The organism is Corynebacterium sp. HMSC061H03, assembly GCF_001838215.1.
Classification (GTDB): Bacteria; Actinomycetota; Actinomycetes; order Mycobacteriales; family Mycobacteriaceae; genus Corynebacterium; species Corynebacterium jeikeium_D.
The window spans coordinates 82,051-100,296 of sequence record NZ_KV836066.1; the positions used below are offsets into that span (position 1 = coordinate 82,051).

Annotated in this window: 16 protein-coding genes; 4 read left to right on the top strand and 12 right to left on the bottom strand. The window is 60.3% G+C overall.

Annotated features, from left to right (window positions below; translation table 11 throughout):
- Nucleotides 1–19: 19 nt before the first annotated feature.
- From HMPREF2787_RS05070 to HMPREF2787_RS05080, 3 genes are all read right to left on the bottom strand, one after another.
- The gene (locus HMPREF2787_RS05070) at nucleotides 20–238 is read right to left on the bottom strand and encodes a hypothetical protein (protein WP_070858566.1); all 219 of its coding nucleotides are present in this window, start codon (nucleotides 236–238) and stop codon (nucleotides 20–22) included.
- A gap of 190 nt (nucleotides 239–428) precedes the next feature.
- Nucleotides 429–1,139, bottom strand: coding sequence for a YceI family protein (locus HMPREF2787_RS05075; RefSeq protein ID WP_070653051.1), 711 nt, complete (start codon nucleotides 1,137–1,139; stop codon nucleotides 429–431).
- Nucleotides 1,140–1,156: 17 nt separating this feature from the next.
- Nucleotides 1,157–1,549: a hypothetical protein gene (locus HMPREF2787_RS05080; RefSeq protein ID WP_224783748.1), complete on the bottom strand. Its 393-nt coding sequence runs from the start codon at nucleotides 1,547–1,549 to the stop codon at nucleotides 1,157–1,159.
- Between the two features lie 81 nt (nucleotides 1,550–1,630).
- Between HMPREF2787_RS05080 and HMPREF2787_RS05085 the strand changes: the two genes are divergently transcribed.
- Entirely contained in the window at nucleotides 1,631–2,020 is a 390-nt protein-coding gene (locus tag HMPREF2787_RS05085; protein WP_005511311.1) for an RNA polymerase-binding protein RbpA, read from the top strand.
- Nucleotides 2,021–2,323: 303 nt separating this feature from the next.
- Here HMPREF2787_RS05085 and HMPREF2787_RS05090 read toward each other — a convergent pair whose 3' ends face one another.
- From HMPREF2787_RS05090 to HMPREF2787_RS05110, 5 genes are all read right to left on the bottom strand, one after another.
- Nucleotides 2,324–3,139, bottom strand: coding sequence for a polyprenol monophosphomannose synthase (locus HMPREF2787_RS05090; protein WP_069359522.1), 816 nt, complete (start codon nucleotides 3,137–3,139; stop codon nucleotides 2,324–2,326).
- 12 nt (nucleotides 3,140–3,151) lie between these two features.
- The gene (gene lnt / locus HMPREF2787_RS05095) at nucleotides 3,152–4,840 is read right to left on the bottom strand and encodes an apolipoprotein N-acyltransferase (protein ID WP_070858567.1); all 1,689 of its coding nucleotides are present in this window, start codon (nucleotides 4,838–4,840) and stop codon (nucleotides 3,152–3,154) included.
- A gap of 38 nt (nucleotides 4,841–4,878) precedes the next feature.
- Nucleotides 4,879–5,499, bottom strand: a complete 621-nt coding sequence (locus tag HMPREF2787_RS05100) for an FxsA family protein (RefSeq protein ID WP_069359524.1) — start codon at nucleotides 5,497–5,499, stop codon at nucleotides 4,879–4,881.
- An 87-nt stretch (nucleotides 5,500–5,586) separates the two neighbouring features.
- Nucleotides 5,587–9,237 carry a cobaltochelatase subunit CobN gene (cobN, locus tag HMPREF2787_RS05105; RefSeq protein ID WP_070858568.1) on the bottom strand — a complete coding sequence of 1,217 codons (3,651 nt, stop codon included), beginning with the start codon at nucleotides 9,235–9,237 and terminating at the stop codon, nucleotides 5,587–5,589.
- A 173-nt stretch (nucleotides 9,238–9,410) separates the two neighbouring features.
- On the bottom strand, nucleotides 9,411–10,973 hold the full coding sequence (locus HMPREF2787_RS05110) for a lipase family protein (RefSeq protein WP_070858569.1): 1,563 nt from the start codon (nucleotides 10,971–10,973) through the stop codon (nucleotides 9,411–9,413).
- A gap of 251 nt (nucleotides 10,974–11,224) precedes the next feature.
- Between HMPREF2787_RS05110 and cobG the strand changes: the two genes are divergently transcribed.
- Genes cobG through cobJ form a run of 3 tightly spaced genes read left to right on the top strand, consistent with a single transcriptional unit; the run spans nucleotide 11,225 to nucleotide 14,676 of the window.
- The gene (cobG, locus tag HMPREF2787_RS05115) at nucleotides 11,225–12,400 is read left to right on the top strand and encodes a precorrin-3B synthase (RefSeq protein WP_070858570.1); all 1,176 of its coding nucleotides are present in this window, start codon (nucleotides 11,225–11,227) and stop codon (nucleotides 12,398–12,400) included.
- 11 nt (nucleotides 12,401–12,411) lie between these two features.
- Complete coding sequence (locus tag HMPREF2787_RS05120; RefSeq protein ID WP_070858571.1) at nucleotides 12,412–13,062, top strand: precorrin-8X methylmutase; 651 nt, start codon at nucleotides 12,412–12,414, stop codon at nucleotides 13,060–13,062.
- A gap of 3 nt (nucleotides 13,063–13,065) precedes the next feature.
- The gene (cobJ, locus tag HMPREF2787_RS05125) at nucleotides 13,066–14,676 is read left to right on the top strand and encodes a precorrin-3B C(17)-methyltransferase (protein WP_070858572.1); all 1,611 of its coding nucleotides are present in this window, start codon (nucleotides 13,066–13,068) and stop codon (nucleotides 14,674–14,676) included.
- 3 nt (nucleotides 14,677–14,679) lie between these two features.
- Here cobJ and HMPREF2787_RS05130 read toward each other — a convergent pair whose 3' ends face one another.
- The 4 genes from HMPREF2787_RS05130 to HMPREF2787_RS05145 are packed head-to-tail and all read right to left on the bottom strand — an operon-like array spanning nucleotide 14,680 to nucleotide 18,215.
- On the bottom strand, nucleotides 14,680–15,420 hold the full coding sequence (locus HMPREF2787_RS05130; protein ID WP_016422808.1) for a cobalt-precorrin-6A reductase: 741 nt from the start codon (nucleotides 15,418–15,420) through the stop codon (nucleotides 14,680–14,682).
- The gene (gene cobM / locus HMPREF2787_RS05135; protein ID WP_070858573.1) at nucleotides 15,408–16,181 is read right to left on the bottom strand and encodes a precorrin-4 C(11)-methyltransferase; all 774 of its coding nucleotides are present in this window, start codon (nucleotides 16,179–16,181) and stop codon (nucleotides 15,408–15,410) included. The genes HMPREF2787_RS05130 and cobM overlap by 13 nt, the downstream gene beginning before the upstream one ends.
- Before the next feature lie 46 nt (nucleotides 16,182–16,227).
- Entirely contained in the window at nucleotides 16,228–17,454 is a 1,227-nt protein-coding gene (locus HMPREF2787_RS05140) for a bifunctional cobalt-precorrin-7 (C(5))-methyltransferase/cobalt-precorrin-6B (C(15))-methyltransferase (protein ID WP_070858574.1), read from the bottom strand.
- Nucleotides 17,451–18,215, bottom strand: coding sequence for an SDR family NAD(P)-dependent oxidoreductase (locus HMPREF2787_RS05145; RefSeq protein ID WP_016422805.1), 765 nt, complete (start codon nucleotides 18,213–18,215; stop codon nucleotides 17,451–17,453). The genes HMPREF2787_RS05140 and HMPREF2787_RS05145 overlap by 4 nt, the downstream gene beginning before the upstream one ends.
- Nucleotides 18,216–18,246 lie beyond the last annotated feature (31 nt).

An 18,246-nucleotide genomic window follows, 5' to 3' on the forward strand; every position in this document is an offset into this window, starting at 1 on the left:
TTGATCCATGCCGTCGGGCTTATTGCTTATTGGCCTTGGCGTCCGATGCAAGCTCATCCGCGTTGCGAACGGCAATCTCTTCCCGCAGTCGCTTGTTCTGCCACAGAGTCATGCCAATCAGGAATACGCCGACAGCCACGAGCCACCACGCGCCCTTGTAGGCCACGAATGCAATGAAGATAATCAGTAGTACCATTCGCACCTTTCGTGCGAGCAGCATTGCTTCGTAGGTGTTCATATCGTTGTGACTCCCAACTGGCCTGCCAAAATTGTTTTTGGCAGGACTTCTGTGGTGTGTGACTAAATGGCTTTATTACGTCACAGTGACGAATCGAGGTGTATTTTCGCTGGCTATAAGCCGATTTGGATTAGCGCTACTGCGATTCTCTTTAGATGGCTGTGTCTGCCAGCCGCGAAACCTACCCGTCCTACGCGTCCTGCTTCTCTGCGACAATGCGTAGATTGAGTTCGCCGTTTTCCTCGATGGATGCAGCTACAAACTGTGGCAGGCGCACGTTGTAATCCAGTCGGTTGATTGGCAGAGTGCCCGACAGCAAAACCAGGTTTTCGGTACGAGCGGCCTTCATCGGCACGGTGACATCATTGGTGACACCGCGGATGGTCAGGCGTCCCGGAATCTCGATATTCGCCCACTGGCCGTTATCTGGAATGTTTGAAATATCGAGCGGCTCTGCAAGCTCAAACTTGGCTTCTGGGTACTGCTCAACACTGAAAATATTGTTGCGGACATTGATGTCACGACGTTCAATATCGCTAGTCAGAGTTGCCATATCAACAACAACGGATGCGTCCTCAAGATTGTTGTTAGCAACCTTCAGCTCGCCGGTGACATCGTGGGTGGAACCAGACGTCGTCCGCCTGCTGCCCGGCAGTACCTCATTAAAAGTAAAGCCAACGGAGGTGTTCTGTGAGTTATCGCCACCGACAATCTTCCAGGTGCCATTCGCATCAGTCGTTGCTGCAGGCAGCTCCGTGGCCTCGAAATCCCCAGTACGCACCCCTTCATGCGTGAAAACGCGATACAAAACTGGGCCCACAATAACAATTGCGAGCGCAACAACTGCAACGGCTATCAAAGTAATAATTGACTTACGGACACCAGAATTCATAGTGCTCATCCTATCCTTTTAATCCGCTATGGGATAAACCGTTCCACTTCACGCGTTTTCATAATCAATTCCTGCGTAATCTCCTGCAGGACGGCGGTCTCCATGCCGTCGTCAAGCGCGGTGCGCAAGTCTTCGGCGAGACAACGTACTTCGAAGAGCCCGTCCCCTATTCGCTTTACGACGTCATCGCCCGCCGGCCTGCTCGTGGCATCGGTGGCGGTCTTCAGTGTGAGATCCGAGTTGATCCGCTCGGCAATCGGCCTGGAGGCGCCTTTTGCTACGCCGGTGCGTTTTTCATACGCGCGCTGCCGGCAGGCTTGGCTGCAGAATTTGCGACGGCGACCGCGGATAGCGACCTCCATTTCGCGGCCACACCACTGGCAATTGGCGGTAGTTGTGCTCGGCTTTTGATCTGACACAGAAGTCAATTATGGCATGAATACAGATTAAGGCGTTATAATGTGTGGTCTAGTATTTCTACCAAAGGGGGCACGTTCCACATGGCAGATCGAGTTCTTCGTGGCAGTCGCATGGGCGCCGTTTCGTATGAGACCGATCGCGATCATGACCTCGCGCCGCGAATGATGGTCCGCTACCGCACTGAATCCGGTGAGATCTTCGAGGTCCCATTCGCGGATGACGCGGAAATTCCAGGTGAATGGCTGTGCAAGAATGGCCAGATTGGTGAGCTGGTTGAAGGCGAAGGCACTGAAGCCAAGCCGGTGAAGCCTCCGAGGACTCACTGGGACATGCTCCGTGAGCGCCGCTCCATCGAGGAGCTCGACGTGCTGCTGGATGAGCGTGTTGACTTGCTGCGCAAGCGTCGTCGTAACGCCGCTCGCCTGCTGAAGGCTCAGAAGGAAGCCGAAGAAGCAGAGAAGAACGCTTAAGGTTTGAGCTGGCTTGCGCTAGTGAGCTTTAGGGCGCTGCAGCTGTGAATTACATGCTGCAAAATGGGTCCGGATAAGGTTTTGCTCCTTATTCGGGCCCGTTTTTTGTTGGTGCCTGGCTGCGGCGGGCCGATCCGAGTTACTGACTGCGTTTATGACAAAAATGGCCTGAAAAATGGCTTGAAACTGTCATAAACTAAGTCAGTTTCACATTTGCAGCCCCCATTCATACAGGCAGGCCGTCTCCACACAGGCAGCCCGTCTCCACACAGGCAGGCCGCAATCTTTGGGGCTGCCCTAGCCCTACTTGCGGAATCGCTGCTTAAACTCGTGACCAGCCAGGCGACCAATCTCCGACCCCAGGTTTTTTACCTGCTGCGAGCGGTGCTTAAATCCCCACTTGGTGACCTGCAGCAGAGACTGCTTCACAAAGCTGCCATCCATCTTGGACTCACCGTACTCGCGCTCAGTAAAGGTGATCGGAACCTCCTCCACCAAGAAGCCCGCCTGTACAGCCTCAAAAGCGAGCTCGGTCTGGAACAGGTACGCAGCCTTGCCAATGTTCTCGAGGTCAAGGGTTTCGAGAACTTCCCGTCGATAAGCACGGTAGCCAGCGGTGATATCCGAGATGCCCGCGCCGAGCGCCAGCGAGATGTAGAGGTTGCCGCCGCGGGAGAGAACCTGACGGCTCATTGGCCAGTTGACGGTCTTGCCGCCCGGAATGTAGCGGGAACCGATGACGACATCGGCACCGTCCTCGAGCTTCTCCAGCAGCAGATGGAACTGCTCTGGTGCGTGGGAGCCGTCGGCATCCATCTCGCAGAGAACCTCGTAGTCTCGCTCGAGACCCCAAGCGAAGCCCGCGCGGTACGCACCCCAGAGACCGCCCTTGCCCTCGCGGTGCAGGACGTAGATGTGCTCTTCGCCGTTGTTGTCCGACTTGTCAGCGGCAGCGATTTCATCGGCGAGCTCACCGGTGCCGTCTGGTGAAGAGTCATCGACAACCAAAATGTCGACGCGAGGCTCCGCTGCGCGCAGGCGTGCAATCACGCCCGGCAGGTTTTCCCGCTCGTTGAAAGTGGGAATGACAACCAGCGTCGACTCATTTAGGGCAGTCACTCGTGATTCTCCTTAGTGCATGTTCTGCTCAGTATCCCGGCCATCAACTTCATCTGCGCCTACCCTGGCATCTCCGCCACGGCGACGCAGGACGGCACCAACCACACAAAGAATACCGAATGCAGTCAGTAGACCTTCAATCCACGTCCCGAAGCGGGCTGCAAAAGTCAGGTGGGAGTACTGAGGCAGAGTTTCAGTGAGTACCTTCTGCTCGAAGATTTTGCTCTGCTTTACGACGTCTCCGTGCGCATCCACAATCGCGCTCACACCGCTGGTTGCGGCGACGGCTGTGGAGCGTTGGAACTCCATGGCTCGCATGCGGCTCATGGCCAGCTGTTGGTAGGTCATGTCGGTGAAACCGAAGGTGGCGTTATTTGTGGGCGTGGCCAGCATGGTTGCGCCGTGGTTGACCGCGTTGCGGAAGGCACCATCGAAGACCACTTCGTAACAGGTGGCCACGCCTAGATTGACCTTCTTTAAACCATCTGTGCCTGGCGTTGTGACCACGGCATCGCCGTTGCCCGGAGTCATGTCTCCGGCGTGAGCGACCATGTCGGAAAAGTGACGTAGCAGTTCGCGGAATGGCATGGTCTCGCCGAAGGGCTGGAGATAGATTTTCTCGTGCTGGTCGCCGGGGCCGGTCTGCGGATCCCAGACCACCATGGTGTTTTGCACACCATCGGTGTAGGTAAAGGTGCCGACCACGATGGGAGCGCCAATATTCATCGCGGCATTTTCGATAATGCGTGCCGCTTCCCCATCCGTAAACGGGCTGACATCAGAGGAGTTTTCAGGCCAGATGACGATGTCCGGCTGCTCTTCCTTACCTTGGTGGACACGTCGTGCCAGCTCATTGGTGGCATCGGCGTGGTTTTGCAGGACTGCGCGGCGCTGGGCATTGAACTCTAAACCGAGGCGCGGAACATTGCCCTGGATAACCGCGACACGGGTGTTGTCAGCGGCCGTAGGCTCAGGCAGTGGTTGGGTCCACGCAGGAAGAGCCCAGCCGACGAATAACGCTCCCACCAAAAGCGCAGCGGAGGTTGCGTAGGAACGTAGCGTGAGCGCGACCAGTCCCGCACCCACGCAAGCAGCGAGGAAAGTGACCAGTGCAGTGCTGCCGATTGCCACTGCTGGGGCCAGCGGGCCGTCGACCTGTCCCCAGGCAACGCGGAGCCAGGGGAAGCCTCCGAAAGGCCAGCGGGCTAGTAGCGCCTCCCCCGCCACGAGGGCAGCGGCCATGCCGGGGAGCCTCAGCGCGAGGGGGAAACTGGATTGGGCAATTAGCCACATCGAAATCGCCGCCGGAATTGTGAGCAGGCCCAGCACAATTGAGAGCGCCACGTAGGGGCCAATGCCGACGAAGGAGCCGATCCACGGCAGTGAGAAAAGTGCCGTCGCTGTTGCCCAGCTGAAGCCCACCACTACGCTGGACTTCCAATCGGCTGCGCAGAAGAGGGCAAAAATGAGCAGGGCGAGGCCGATCCAGGCCGTCCACCACCAGTTCATGGGCGCATAGCTTAAGAATTGCAATCCACCAGCGAGGATTGCAATGAAGGCGAGAACGAGGCGCTGCTTTAGTGGGGTAAGCGCGCGAAAGCGCGCCTGCCAGCGATTCGGATTCTCCGGAGTGTCTTTCGAAGCGTCTTTCTGAGCGACGTTCCCGTGCTCGCTGGAGCGCGCTTGGCGGTTAGTGTGCACTTGTATAAGAGAACTCTCTACGTTTGCGAGTTTTTGAGTTAGCGCTTGTCGCTGTCGTCCTGGTCATCATCCCAGGCGTTGTCTGGTGCCGGTGGGACGATTTTATCCTGTGGGAAAGCCTTGCCATCCGCACCCGGGAAACCACCAGAGAATCCAGGGAAACCCGAAAAACCGCCAGCACCAGCGTCAGTTCCTGGAGCACCTGGGTTCATGCCGTACTGAGAGACCACCATCATGCTGCGGTCACTGAAGTTGCGGAGTCCGTTGAGCAGCGCCACCGATCCGCTCTTACGAATCAGCCAGCGAGTCGGCGGTAGCACCATGAGGAAACCAACAACTGTGGAGACGACGCCCGGCAGGGCAATCAGCCAGGAGCCAACCAACAGAATTGCCGAGTCAGCCACAAAGTGTCCCGCGCCCTTTGCCGAGCGCTTGATTGCCTCCTCCGGATGCTTCTGTCCGTACTCGGTAAGAGTACGAGAAGTATCCAGCAACAACTTCTGGTAGATGCGCTTGAACTCGATGGCGGCGAAAACCAATCCCAGAATGAATAGCCCCAGAACCAGCAGGACGGTCCAGCCATAGCCAATCCACTCACCAAGTGCGATAAAGGCCGCAATCTCGGCGATGAGGTAAATAATTGTGAACCACTTGCTCATAGTTCCCCAGTGTAACCGCCACTAGATGAGCAAGTGGTTACGGCTATCGGCCGGTTAGACGACGACTAGCGGTCGCCTACCCGTCGCCTACCGGTCAGCGCGCTCCTCCAAGTCGCCCTCTGTATCCAGGTAGGTCTGGCGCAGCAGATCCATGCGTTCCTGGTCGGGGTTTTCCCACATACCGCGCTCGGCGGCCTCCATCAGGCGCTCGGAAATATCGTGCAAAGCCCACGGATTCGACTGTTCAAAGAACTCGCGGTTTTCCGGGTTCGCAACGTACTCGTCGGTAAGCGTTTCGTACATCCAGTCATCCATGACCTGCGCCGTCGCGTCGTAACCGAAGAGGTAATCGACGGTTGCGGCCATTTCGAAGGCGCCCTTGTAGCCGTGGTTACGCATGGCCTGCATCCAGCGTGGGTTGACCACGCGGGCACGGAAGACGCGTCGCGTCTCCTCGTGCAGGGTGCGGGTGCGCACGGCGTCCGGGCGGGTGGAATCTCCCACATACGCCTCTGGAGCGGAACCCGTCAGTGCACGGACCGTGGCGATCATGCCGCCGTGGAACTGGAAGTAGTCATCGGAGTCGGCGATATCGTGCTCGCGGGTATCGGCATTCTTCGCGGCAACCTGAATTCGGCGGTAGGCCGTCTTCATGTCGTCAGCAGCCTCTTCCCCATCGACACCGCGGCCATAGGCGTAGCCACCCCAGGTCGTGTAGACCTTCGCCAGGTCCGCGTCATCACGCCAGGAACCGGAATCGATCAGTTGCAGCAGACCCGCACCATAGGTGCCTGGCTTGGAACCGAAGATGCGACGCGGGCGCTCCTGCTGGTCGGCCTTCGCATGGGCGCGCACGTAGTTGTCCTCATCGGATTCATCAAGCTTGACGACGAGCTGAAACGCGTCATCCAAAAGGTCGATAACATGCGGAAACGCATCACGGAAGAAGCCGGAAATACGGACGGTCACGTCAATGCGCGGTCGGCCCAGCTCCTCCAGCGGAATCGGCTCGAGGCCGACAATACGGCGAGATGCGTCATCCCACACCGGATGCACACCAATCAACGCGAGCACCTCGGCGATGTCATCGCCAGAAGTACGCATGGCGGAAGTGCCCCATACCGACAAGCCAACTGACTTCGGGTACTCGTCGTGGTCGGCGCGGTAGCGTTCAATCAGGCCATCGGCGAGGTTGACGCCGGTTTCCCAAGCCAGGCGCGACGGCACCGCCTTGGGGTCGACCGAGTAGAAGTTGCGGGCAGTTGGCAGCACGTTGACCAGGCCACGCAGTGGTGAACCGGAGGGGCCAGCCGGAACGAATTCGCCATCGAGAGCGGAAAGAATGCGCGGGATCTCCTCGCTGGTAGCAGCCAGGCGCGGGAGAATTTCGTCGCGGGTGAACTGCAGCAGCTCGACAACCTGATCAAGGCCGTTTGGTGCCGCGATATCGGCGAATTCCTCGGAGCCGAGCACATCAGCCGCGATCTGTGTCACCGGTTGATCGGGATTCTTCACCACGGCGGTTACCAGCGCCGTAGCCAGTGCATCGATGGAGTCCACAGTGTGGCGCTCGTCGGAGCCGTCCTCGGCCAGGCCGAGAGCTTCGCGCAGGCCCGGCAGGGTCTGCTTGCCGCCCCACAGCTGGCGGGCGCGCAACATGGTGGTCACAGTGCCGATCAGAGATTCGTCTTCCGGTGCCTGGCTGAGCACGTGGAGGCCACCGCGGATGGCGACGTCCTTAATCTCGCAGAGCCAGCCGTCGACATGCATGAGCATGTCATCGAAGACCTCCTCGTCCGGGCGCTCGTCCCAGCCGAGGTCGCGGTCCATCTTCGCGGCGGTCAGCAGCGTCCAAATCTCCTGGCGGATGGCCGGCAGCTTGGCCGGGTCCATGGCGGAGATGTTCTGGTGCTCGTCGAGAAGCTGTTCCAGACGGGTGATGTCGCCGTAGGATTCGGCGCGGGCCATTGGCGGAATGAGGTGGTCGACAAGCGTGGCGTGAGCACGGCGCTTGGCCTGTGTGCCTTCGCCCGGGTCGTTGACCAAGAAGGGGTAAATCATTGGCAGCTCGCCGATGGCAGCATCCGGGCCGCAGGAAGCGGAAAGGCCGACGGTCTTGCCCGGTAGCCACTCCAGGTTGCCGTGCTTGCCCATGTGAACCACGGCATCGGCGCCGAAACCGCCCTGCGCCTGCGACAGCGACAGGAAGCGGTAGCACGCCAGATAATGGTGCGTCGGCGGCAAATCCGGGTCGTGGTAGATACCCACCGGGTTGTCACCGAAACCGCGTGGTGGCTGAACCATGACCACGACATTTCCGAAGGTCAGGCCCGCAATGTAGATGTCCTGGGTATCCGGGTGGACGTAGAGGGTGCCCGGCGCGGCACCCCACTTGTCCTGCATGTCGGAGCGAAGTTCTTCCGGCAAGGTAGCGAAGAACTTCTCGTAGGTGGCAGCGGGCAGGCGAAGCTCGGCTGCCTCCATGACCTCTTCGGTCAGCCAGTCCGGGTCCTGGCCGCCGGCCTCGATGATGGCGTGCATGAACGCATCTGGTTCATCGGCACCATCCTCGGCGGTGGCATATCCGGGGATTGTGGTGATGTCGCCGAGGTTGTATCCGGCGTCGGCAAGCGCGTGCAGCACCTTCAACGTGGATGCTGGTGTGTCCAGACCGACGGCGTTGCCGATGCGGGCGTGCTTCGTCGGGTATGCCGAGAGCATGACGGCGACGCGCTTGTCAGCGTTGTCGATGTGGCGGAGCGCGGCGTAACGGGTGGCGATGCCGGCGAGGCGGTCGCAGCGCTCGAGATCTGGGACGTAGGAAATGAGCTCGTCGGAGTCGATTTCCTTAAACGAGAACGCGACCGAGATGATGCGGCCGTCGAATTCGGGGACGGCGACCTGCGTTGCGACGTCCAGCGGTGACAGGCCCTCGTCGTTGTCCTCCCATGCCGCCTTGGAAGAGGTCAGGGCCAAACCCTGGATGATGGGGATGTTCAGGTCTGCGAGTGCGGCGACATCCCAGCCGTCATCGTCCTGACCGGCCTGTGCGAGTGCCGGGCGGTTGCCGCCAGCGGCGAGCACCGTGGTGATGAGCGCGTCGCAGGAAGCTAGCTCTGCCAGCAGTTCATCGCTGGCGGTGCGCAGGGATGCGGCGAAGATGGGCTTGGCGACGTAGCCGCGAGCCTCGACAGCGTCAGCGAGAGCCTCAATGTAGCGCGTATTTCCCGCCAGGTGCTGGGCGCGGTAGTAAATAATGCCGACGGTGCCGCGGGAATCTTCCGTTGCCACCTTGGAGTCGCGCTCCAGGAAACCCCAGGCCGGCATGCGAGCTGGTTCTTCAAAGCCAAGACCGGTCAGAAGCAGTGTGTCCGACAGGAAATTGTGCAGCTGTGCGAGGTTCTTTGCGCCGCCTTCCGCCAGGTAGATGTGCGTTTGCGTGGCGACGTTTGCGGGAACTGTCGAGTACTCGGTGAGTTCGGCATCGGGTGCCTGCTCGCCCGAGACGAGGACGGTGGGAATACCGGAGTTCACAAAGTAGTCGATGCCGGATTCCCAGGCGCGGCGGCCACCGAGAAGTCGGATGATGACGACATCGGCGCCGTCGGCAAGCGTGGGCAAATCATCGTCGAGCAGACGCGCCGGGTTTGCCCAACGGTAGGACACCTCCGGGTTGGCCTGAGCGGCCGCGCGGGCGGACAGAAGGTCGGTATCCGAGGTCGACAGCAGCAGAATCACGGTGTAGTCATTCACTTCCTGGGGAGCAACGCGTCCCCGGTCGGCGGGAGTCTGCCTTTTAGCCGATGACGAGGTCTGACTGTGACAGTGGCGCGACCGTGCGGATTTTCACCGAGCTTCTCGTCAGTGGCATGGCAGTGGATTTCTCCATCACTCTACTGCAGGGGCTATTGCTAGAGTTCCAGCGACTGCTCCGCCGGCTGATCTGGGAAGTGGGACCAGAGGAAGTCCGTGGCATTAGTCAGTTCCGCGAGCATCGGAACGATATGGTTAATGCCCGTCTTCGGTAGCACCGGTGAAGTCGTGTTTTCGACGTACTCCAGGTCGGTGAAGCCGAGATTCAGCCAGGCATCGCGCAGCTTGCGAACCTGGTTGATGGGGATGATGTCATCATGCTCACCCGAGTAGAGGTACACCGGCGCATTGGGGACGAAGTTGCCGACGCGCTGGCGTGCGAGTTCCTTCTGCACCGGCTCGTAGCGCTTAATCATCTCGCTGAGCGACTCACCGCTAGTCGTGTACTGGTCAGTGGTTTCAAACGAGTGATGGAAACCCAAGCCACCCGCGCAGTAGTTGCCTACGTTGTCCAGCAGTTCTTTGCCTTCGGGGCTGATTTCTTCCTTGAGGACTCGGCGCAGCTCCGGATCCTTATCCAGGACAGAATTGATTGCCAGTGCAATCGCGGCGGTCAGCGTAGTGCCATCAATCTGGTCGAGGACGTTTGCAAGATCGGACGGCGGGCCACCGGCGGCAGATGCGGCAACGTTGAGCTCAGGAGCGTAGACACTTGCACGCTCAGCGGCTGCAGCGGCTGCGGAGCCACCCTGGGAGTAGCCATAAATTCCCACGGGCGCATTTTTGTCCACGCCGAGCTCGTGGGAGGCAGACACGGCATCAAACAGTGACTGTGCCGAGGCAATGTTGTCGACATAGTCCTGATTACCCTGGGCATTGCGGTGGTGGTCGATCATCACCACAGTCGCGCCTCGCTTCAAGTTCGCGACCATCGGAATCGTCTCGTATGGAGCAATAATGTCCAACGGGCCGAACTCAATCTTCAGGCCGGTCTGCGAGGATACCGAGGGGTCGCACTTTTCCGCGCCACCCTGCGTGCCCGGCGCGATTGCCACGACCGGACGCGGACCGCTGCCCTTCCACTCCGTCTTCGGCGTCACCACAAGGGCTGTGTCCACACTGGGATTGCCGAGGGAATCCGTGGAGTTGTAGTGAATACGTTTGGCATCCACATTCCACAGCTTGTCGTTCACCATCATCTCGGCATCCTCGCTGCTGACCAGCGTGCCGGCATTTGCCGTGCGCGACGGGGTCAGCGGCAGAGAATTCAGCGGCGAGGCTGCGGCCACGCGTGCCTGTTCCGGGGTCAGCTGCCTACCTGCGTCCTCGCTGTCAGACTCCTCATCGTCCTTCTCGATGCCGAGTAGCCTCTCCATATTCGGGTTCGGTACATGGCCGAAACCAGGCAGTTCGCGGTTTACGCTTGACGACGACACCTTATCCGCCAGCCCACTATCCGATAGGCCTGGGATATTTAGTGGCTGTGCGCTGGCAGGTGTAGCCAGGCCGATGGTCATAAGACCCGCTAGCGCTACCCCGATTCCCGTTCGGATTGTGTGACGGTTTCGTCGTGAAGCAGCGCGTGTCTGTGACAAGGCACGGCCAGCGTCGACGGTGTCGTGTGCCTCGTGTGTGAGTGCTTCAGCGTCGTGATGTGGCATGAAATCTCCTGAATAACCCCAGATTGAAAACCCAATGAAGACTTCCCTTAATTCAGGGGAAGTTAGGTTATGAAAACAATAAGGTTTTAGAAAGGTAAATCGGTGGATTTTAGTGAAGAATTTGTATGTTTTTCGCGGAGGGGTATCAAAACTCCACTTCAGAAGGGTTTCGTTGGGCTGGAAAGGAACCGGATAATGTGCCCCTGTTTTCGGGGGCTCAGCTCTGTGTGTGTTTGCGTATTCTTGAGAGTATGACTGCATCTGATCAAGGAACCCGCACTCGTCAGGACGGTTGCCCCGGCAGCCGCAAGGTTCATATCGCAGCTGATGGCGCAATTGGTCGTCTGCGCTTCCCCGGAGGCTTTCTCCCCGCGCCGGGCTTCGCCGTACTCGCCGATTTGGCCGAGAATTTCGGCGACGGTGATATTCACTTCACCTCCCGCGGCAATGTTCAGATCCGTGGCATCACCAACACCGGCGCATTCGCCGATGCCGCGGAAGAAGAGAAGCTGGTTCCCTCCACCAGCCACGACCGCGTACGCAACGTTCTTCAGTCGCCGCTGTCCGGTCGCGTCGGCGGTAAAGCTGATGTGCGTGACCTGGTTCAAGAGTTCGACAAGGCTCTCATCGCGGAGCCGTCGCTGGCAACATTGCCAGGTCGCACGCTCATGGCTTTCGACGACGGCCGCGGTGACGTGCTCGGTGAGCGCCCCGACTTCGGCGTTGTCGCCCATGATGAGAACACGTTTGAACTCATCATTGGCGGCGCGACCTCGGGGCTTGTCGTCTCGCGTGACGACGTCGTGGAGGCTCTCATCACCACAGCGAAGGTGTGGAATGACAGCCGTGGTTCAGCCTGGCGCATCGCGGAAGCCAATGCGGCCGAGCGCATTGCCGATGCCGTAATCGAGGAATTGGGCGCCCGAGTCCGTCGCCAGGAGCCGACCCCGGCTGAGAGCTTTGATGCCACCGCCGGGCTGTCCCGCCAGATCGGTTGGATTGACCAGCCGGATGGCCTGGTTAGCCTGGCCGCTGGCCTGCGCTTTGGCGTCCTCCCGGCGCGTCTGGCCCGTGCGATTTCGCATACGCAAGTTCCTGTGCACGTCACTCCGTGGTACTCGCTGATTCTGCACGATTTGGAAGAGGAAGTTGCCGAACAGGTCGTCAAGGTATTGGCGCCCAATGGCCTGATCTTCGACCGGAAGTCCACCTGGCTGCGCGTCAGCGCCTGCACCGGACGCCCCGGCTGCAAAAAGTCTCTGGCTGACACCCGCGGCGATGCTTCTCACGCAATTGCCGATGGCCGACTGCCCGAGGGGCGCGTGCACTTCTCCGGTTGTGAGCGTCGCTGCGGCAAGCCCAAGGGCGGTTACTTCGACTATCTCGCCACCGGGGACGGAGAATACGAAGTCACTGCTGTGGACTAGGCTTTAAGCCTATGAAGCGCTTTGAGTACAACACCGACGGTGCGGATATTTACCGTAACTCGTTTGCCATCATTCGCGAAGAAAGCGATCTTTCCCGCTTCGATGCCGATGAGGAAACCGTCGCTGTCAGAATGATTCACGCAGCAGGTCAGACCGACCTGACCAAGGACATCGTCTTTTCCACGGGAGCTGTGCGCGCAGCTCGCCAGGCTCTCGAGGAAGGCGCTCCTATCTTCACCGATGTCAACATGATCGCCTCGGGTATTACCCGCAAGCGCTTACCTGCTGACAACGAGGTCATCTGCCTGCTGCGTGATGAGCGCGTCCCCAAGCTGGCTCAAGAACTCGGCACCACGCGCACTGCTGCCGCCGTGGAGCTGTGGAAGCCACGCCTAGAGGGCGCGGTTGTCGCCATCGGCAACGCTCCCACCGCCCTCTTCCACCTGCTCAACCGCATTAATGAGGGCTCCTTCCCCATGCCCGCTGCCATTTTGGCCATGCCAGTGGGCTTCGTCGGTGCCGCGGAATCAAAGCAGGCCACTATCGACTCCGGTGCCGAAAACCCAGAGCTGAAGTACATCACCGTCACCGGCCGTCGCGGTGGCTCGGCTATCACCTGTGCTGCCCTCAATGCCATTGCCACCGCAAAGGAGATCATCTAAACCATGTCCGGCTCCTACAGTGCTCAGCCTGGTCATCTCTACGGCGTCGGACTCGGTCCCGGCGACGCAGGTCTCATTACACTCCGCGGTGCCGACATCATCCGCACAGCCGATGTCATCGCCTACCATGCCGGCACTCACGGACGTTCCACGGCGCGCTCAATCGCCGCCGAACTGATTGACGCGCGTGACGACGCTGCCGTGGAAGAACAATTGCAATACCCGGTGACCACCGGGCGCCCAGCCGACTACCGCGAGCAGCTCGCCGGTTTCTATGCAGAGGCCACTGCTCGCCTGCACAAGCACTTGGCCGAGGGACGAAGTGTTGCAGTGCTTTCGCTCGGTGACCCGATGCTCTATAGCTCGTACCAGCATCTGCACCACGCCCTCAGCGAGGACTTCCCCACTGAGATTGTCCCCGGAGTGGCCAGCATTACTGCGGCGGCAGCAGAGATTGGTCAGCCGCTCGGCGAGGCTACCGAAATCGTCAGCGTTGTCCCAGCCACCGCCGATTCCGAGCGCATCGCTGCGGTTCTTGACGCCTCAGACTGTGTAGTCATTATGAAGCTGGGGAAAAACGTTGAGAAGGTGCGCACAGCGTTGCAGTCCGCAGGCATGCTCGAGCGCGCCTACGTTGTCGAGCGAGCAACCATGAATGAGCACACCAGCTACCCGCTGGCCGATGCAGACCCGGAGAAAGTTCCGTACTTCGCAGTAGCCGTCGTGCCTTCCGCTGTCTACGGCACTGAACGGAGCGTATCTGGAGCATCAGAGCTAGCTGATGATACGGCGACCGGTGTAGCCACCGATACGGCGACTGAGTCGGCTACCCCAGCAGTTGGTGAAGTCGTCGTTGTCGGCCTAGGCCCGGGTGCGGAGCGCTGGACCACCCCAGAAGTCACCGATGAACTGGCCCGAGCCACGGATCTGGTTGGCTACTCCACCTACATCAACCGGGTTCCTGAGCGCGCCGGGCAACACCGCCACCTCTCCGACAACCGCGTAGAGGCAGAGCGAGCCACTATGGCGCTGGATATCGCCAAGCGTGGAGGTCGAGTTGCGGTGGTCAGTTCCGGTGACCCGGGGGTCTTCGCCATGGCGGCCGCAGTGCTGGAAGTCGCTGACGACGATATGTGGCGAAACATTCCAGTTCGAGTCGTGCCAGGCATGACTGCGGCTCAGGCTGTCGCAAGTCGAGTGGGCGCTCCCCTTGGCCATGACTTTGCGATGCTCAGTCTCTCCGACAGGTTGAAGCCCTGGGAGGTCGTCGTTAAGCGAGTGCGTGCCGTAGCCGGAGCAGACATGGCATTTGCTGTCTACAACCCGGCATCCAAGTCGCGGAGATGGCAAATCCGAGAGCTGCGAGCCTTGGCTTTGGAATACCGCGAGCCGACAACGCCTGTGATTGTGGCGCGGGCAGTTGGCTCGGAGCAGGAAAACGTTACCGTGACCACGTTGGCGGAGTTCGATCCGGATGTCGTCGATATGCGAACCATGGTGATTATCGGTTCGTCGTCGACGAAGGCGTATCGTGCCGGCAAGACCACTCGGGTCTACACCGCACGCCACTACGGTGAGGGCGGCACCAGCGGAACTGGCGAGTTGCTGCGTTAGCCGCTATGCCCGGCGGATGACGGCGTTGTACGCCTCATCCACCGTTGTGGCGACGGTGGCGATATCCGCGCCGGGCAGCTGCGGGCGCTGCACGATAACGACCGGCTTCTTCAGGTCGCGGGCTGCCTCAATCTTGGCGTAAGTAGCAGCACCACCGGAGTTTTTGGTTACCACGCAGTCCACGGCGTAATCCCGCATGAGCTTGCGCTCCGCTGCGACATCGTAAGGCCCACGGCTGAGAATAATCTTCCGATTCTTCGGCAGCGGCGGCGCGGGCTGTTCCACACAGCGAATGAGGTAACGGCCGTTGGAATCACCGGCAAATGGAGCAAGCTGCTGACGGCCAATAGTGAGAAACGGGCTGTAGAAACGGTCGGCAACAACGTCCGCGGCCTCCTGCATGGAGGACACCTCAATCCAGTTGTCGCCAGGCTGCTTCTCCCACGCAGGGCGATGCAGCGCAACAAGCGGAATACCGGTGGCTCGGGCAGCTTCAGCAGCAGATTCGCTGATCTGTTCTGCATACGGATGCGTGGCATCGATGATGACTTCCGTGGCATCGGAGATTAGCCACCGAGTCAGTCCTGCGGGACCGCCAAAACCGCCGATACGGACATTGCCGACGGGCAGCTTGGGGTTTGAAACGCGACCGGCCAGTGAAGAGGTGACAAACCAGCCCTCGCCCACTAAGCGCTTGGCCAGGGCGCGGGCTTCAGCAGTTCCACCCAGAATTAGTGCACGCATGGAATGGTCCGTCCGTGTTCATCGCGTGGACGATCATCGCTGTAGAGGTAGCTATCCGGGAACGCCTCGGCGGTGAGCACCTTGCCGACAATGATGACAGCCGTACGAGTCACACCTGCATCCTTGACCTGCTGCGCGATATCAGACAGCGTGCCGCGGAGAATAACCTGTTCCGGACGGGATGCGAAAGCCACGACTGCCACCGGACCGTGCTCACCATAATGCGGGGTGAGCTCCTCGACCACACGATCGATGTCGTGGGCGGCCAAGTGAATGCACAGAGTTGCGCCCGTGCGGCCGAAGTTCGCCAGGGTCTCGCCCTCCGGCATCTTGGAAGCGCGCCCGGAGATACGAGTCAGCACCACCGACTGGCCAACAGTTGGCACCGTGAGCTCGTGGCCGAGAGCGGCCGCAGCCGCGGAAAATGCCGGCACACCCGGAACGATTTCGTAGTCAATGCCGAGCTCGCTGAGACGACGAACCTGCTCTGCCAGCGCCGACCACACCGACGGGTCGCCGGACTGCAGGCGTGCGACATCCTTGCCCGCCGCATGCGCTGCCTGAATGGTCTCGATGATGGTATCCAGCGGCATACGCGCGGTATTGATAATCTCTGCGCCCTCGGGGCAGTTTTCCAGCACCTCAGGCGGGACAATCGATCCCGCGTAAAGACACACTGGGCAGGAACGAATAAGCCGGTCCGCGCGCAGCGTCAGCAAATCCGCTGCCCCCGGGCCTGCACCGATGAAATACACAGTCATTGTGAGTTACAGAGTCCTCAATATTTTCTAGACAGAGAAATTACGTCTATGGTAGCGCAGGCGCTACTGGCTTCTCCGCCACCCACTGCACCACCGGCAACGCCGGCCGCCACGCAGTGAAACTGCCGACTGCACCTGCGCGCTCCACGGAAAGCCGGGTGACATCCCCGCCATAGTCGCGACGCGCCTGCCACAGCAAAGCCTCCGACTCCAGCGTCACGGTGTTTGCGACGATGGTGCCTCCCGGGGCAAGGCGTTGCCAACAGGTTTCAATCATTCCGTCAGCAGTGAGACCTCCGCCGATGAAAATGGCATCTGGGCGAAGATTCGAGTCTGCCAACACCGCTGGTGCCGCTCCGTGGTGGACGGTCACATTGCCAGACAGAGCCGCCACATTCTTAGCAATTCGCTCTGCACGAACAGCATCGCGCTCAAAAATCTCCGCACGCCCACCGTGCCGAGCCCACTCAATGCCAATCGAGCCCGTGCCACCGCCGACATCCCACAGCAGAGCTCCCGGCCGCGGATCCAGCGCAGCGACCGTCATTTGGCGAATCGGCGCCTTCGTCAGCTGGCCATCCGAATCAAAGTCATCGTCGCGCAGCCAGCCGCGCGCGCTTCCCGACGGCTCCACCGCCAGCACCGTGAGGTTTCCAGCTGCAACCGGTGGGTTCGCCACCGTGCCTTTGGCAACGGACTCGGGCATCCCTGTAGCTTCCGTGCCGCCGAGATTGGTCAGCGCGGTGAGCTTGGTGTCTGGGCGGTCGGCTAAAACCGTAGCGACCTCTTTTACTGAGTCCGCGTTTCGGCACAGCACCAGGAAGGGCCGCATCGAATCCGCTACCGGTACCACACGCGCGGCTCCAGGTAGCCCCGGCTCCCCTGTCACCAGCGAAATCACCGGAGTGCCATGCAAGGGCCAGCCGAGGTAGGCGCAGGCCAATGAGGCTGACGATGGCGCTGGAATAACCTCCACGGCGCCACGGCCGAGCTCCCGAACTAGGGACGCCCCTACACCGTGGAACATGGGATCCCCACTGGCGAGGATGACATCGACTGCGGGGTCAATATCTGCCAGGGTGGCCTGCCAGTCCTTCCAGAAGCCACCTGGCCAAGGTGAGAGGTCGGCGTCCAGGTTGACGTCGGCAAGCAAATGGAGCTGACGGGGAGAGCCAATGATGCGGCGAGCCGACGACAACGCCTCGACAGCGCGGGCGGATAGACCAGGGTACCCGTCGCAGCCGATGCCGACGACGCGAAGCTTTGGGCTCATCGGGGCATCTTCCGCCAAATCCAGCGCGGAGTCAGATGTGTGGCGCGTGCGAGCAATGCCAATTTACGTGGCACCCAGACGTGGGGCTTCCGACCGTCGAAAGCAGTGACGGCGGCCTCCGCGACCTCGGCGGGGCGCGAGGACATCGGCGCTGGCTTCATGCCTTCGGTCATGCGGCCGATGACGAAGCCCGGCCGGACAATCGTCAGCTGAATATGGCTCCCGTGCAGGCGGTCCTGCATGCCCTGGAGGAAACCATCGAGACCGGCCTTCGCCGAACCGTAGACGTAGTTGGCGCGGCGCACGCGGGCACCTGCGATAGAGGAAAAGGCCATGATGCGGCCCGCGACCTTATCGCGCACAGGCAGCGTGCCGGAGGCGATGTCGGACTCCATGCGCGCGACAATCTCAGTGAGAATCGATGCCTGTGCTGTGAAGTCGGTATGAATGACTGCCGCAGCAGCCTCGCCGGACTCCTCACACTTCCGTTGATCACCGAGGATACCGAACGCGACAATCACCGTGTCGATGGGACCGTGCTGCCAGGCGTGCTCGACGAACTGGCGGTGTGCCGCGATGTCATCGGCATCAAAGTGGATGCGGTGCACCGCGACGGCACCGGAGTCGATGAGCCGACCGGCAATGCCGTCGAGCGCCTCAGTGCGGCGCGCAGCGAGCGTGAAGGTGTTGTGGTTGGCCAGTCGCGCGGCAACTTCCCCGCCGATCTCGCTGGTGGCACCAAGAACGAGTACGTGTCCCATGCGCTAGAAAATACCTTTCCTCTAAACCTCG

Excerpts from the sequence above, each read along its gene's own strand:
- HMPREF2787_RS05070 (WP_070858566.1), bottom strand. The coding sequence starts at position 238 with ATGAACACCTACGAAGCAATGCTGCTCGCACGAAAGGTGCGAATGGTA.
- HMPREF2787_RS05075 (WP_070653051.1), bottom strand. The coding sequence starts at position 1,139 with ATGAGCACTATGAATTCTGGTGTCCGTAAGTCAATTATTACTTTGATA.
- HMPREF2787_RS05085 (WP_005511311.1), top strand. The coding sequence starts at position 1,631 with ATGGCAGATCGAGTTCTTCGTGGCAGTCGCATGGGCGCCGTTTCGTAT.
- HMPREF2787_RS05100 (WP_069359524.1), bottom strand. The coding sequence starts at position 5,499 with ATGAGCAAGTGGTTCACAATTATTTACCTCATCGCCGAGATTGCGGCC.
- HMPREF2787_RS05110 (WP_070858569.1), bottom strand. The coding sequence starts at position 10,973 with ATGCCACATCACGACGCTGAAGCACTCACACACGAGGCACACGACACC.
- cobG (WP_070858570.1), top strand. The coding sequence starts at position 11,225 with ATGACTGCATCTGATCAAGGAACCCGCACTCGTCAGGACGGTTGCCCC.
- HMPREF2787_RS05120 (WP_070858571.1), top strand. The coding sequence starts at position 12,412 with ATGAAGCGCTTTGAGTACAACACCGACGGTGCGGATATTTACCGTAAC.
- cobJ (WP_070858572.1), top strand. The coding sequence starts at position 13,066 with ATGTCCGGCTCCTACAGTGCTCAGCCTGGTCATCTCTACGGCGTCGGA.
- HMPREF2787_RS05130 (WP_016422808.1), bottom strand. The coding sequence starts at position 15,420 with ATGCGTGCACTAATTCTGGGTGGAACTGCTGAAGCCCGCGCCCTGGCC.
- cobM (WP_070858573.1), bottom strand. The coding sequence starts at position 16,181 with ATGACTGTGTATTTCATCGGTGCAGGCCCGGGGGCAGCGGATTTGCTG.
- HMPREF2787_RS05140 (WP_070858574.1), bottom strand. The coding sequence starts at position 17,454 with ATGAGCCCAAAGCTTCGCGTCGTCGGCATCGGCTGCGACGGGTACCCT.
- HMPREF2787_RS05145 (WP_016422805.1), bottom strand. The coding sequence starts at position 18,215 with ATGGGACACGTACTCGTTCTTGGTGCCACCAGCGAGATCGGCGGGGAA.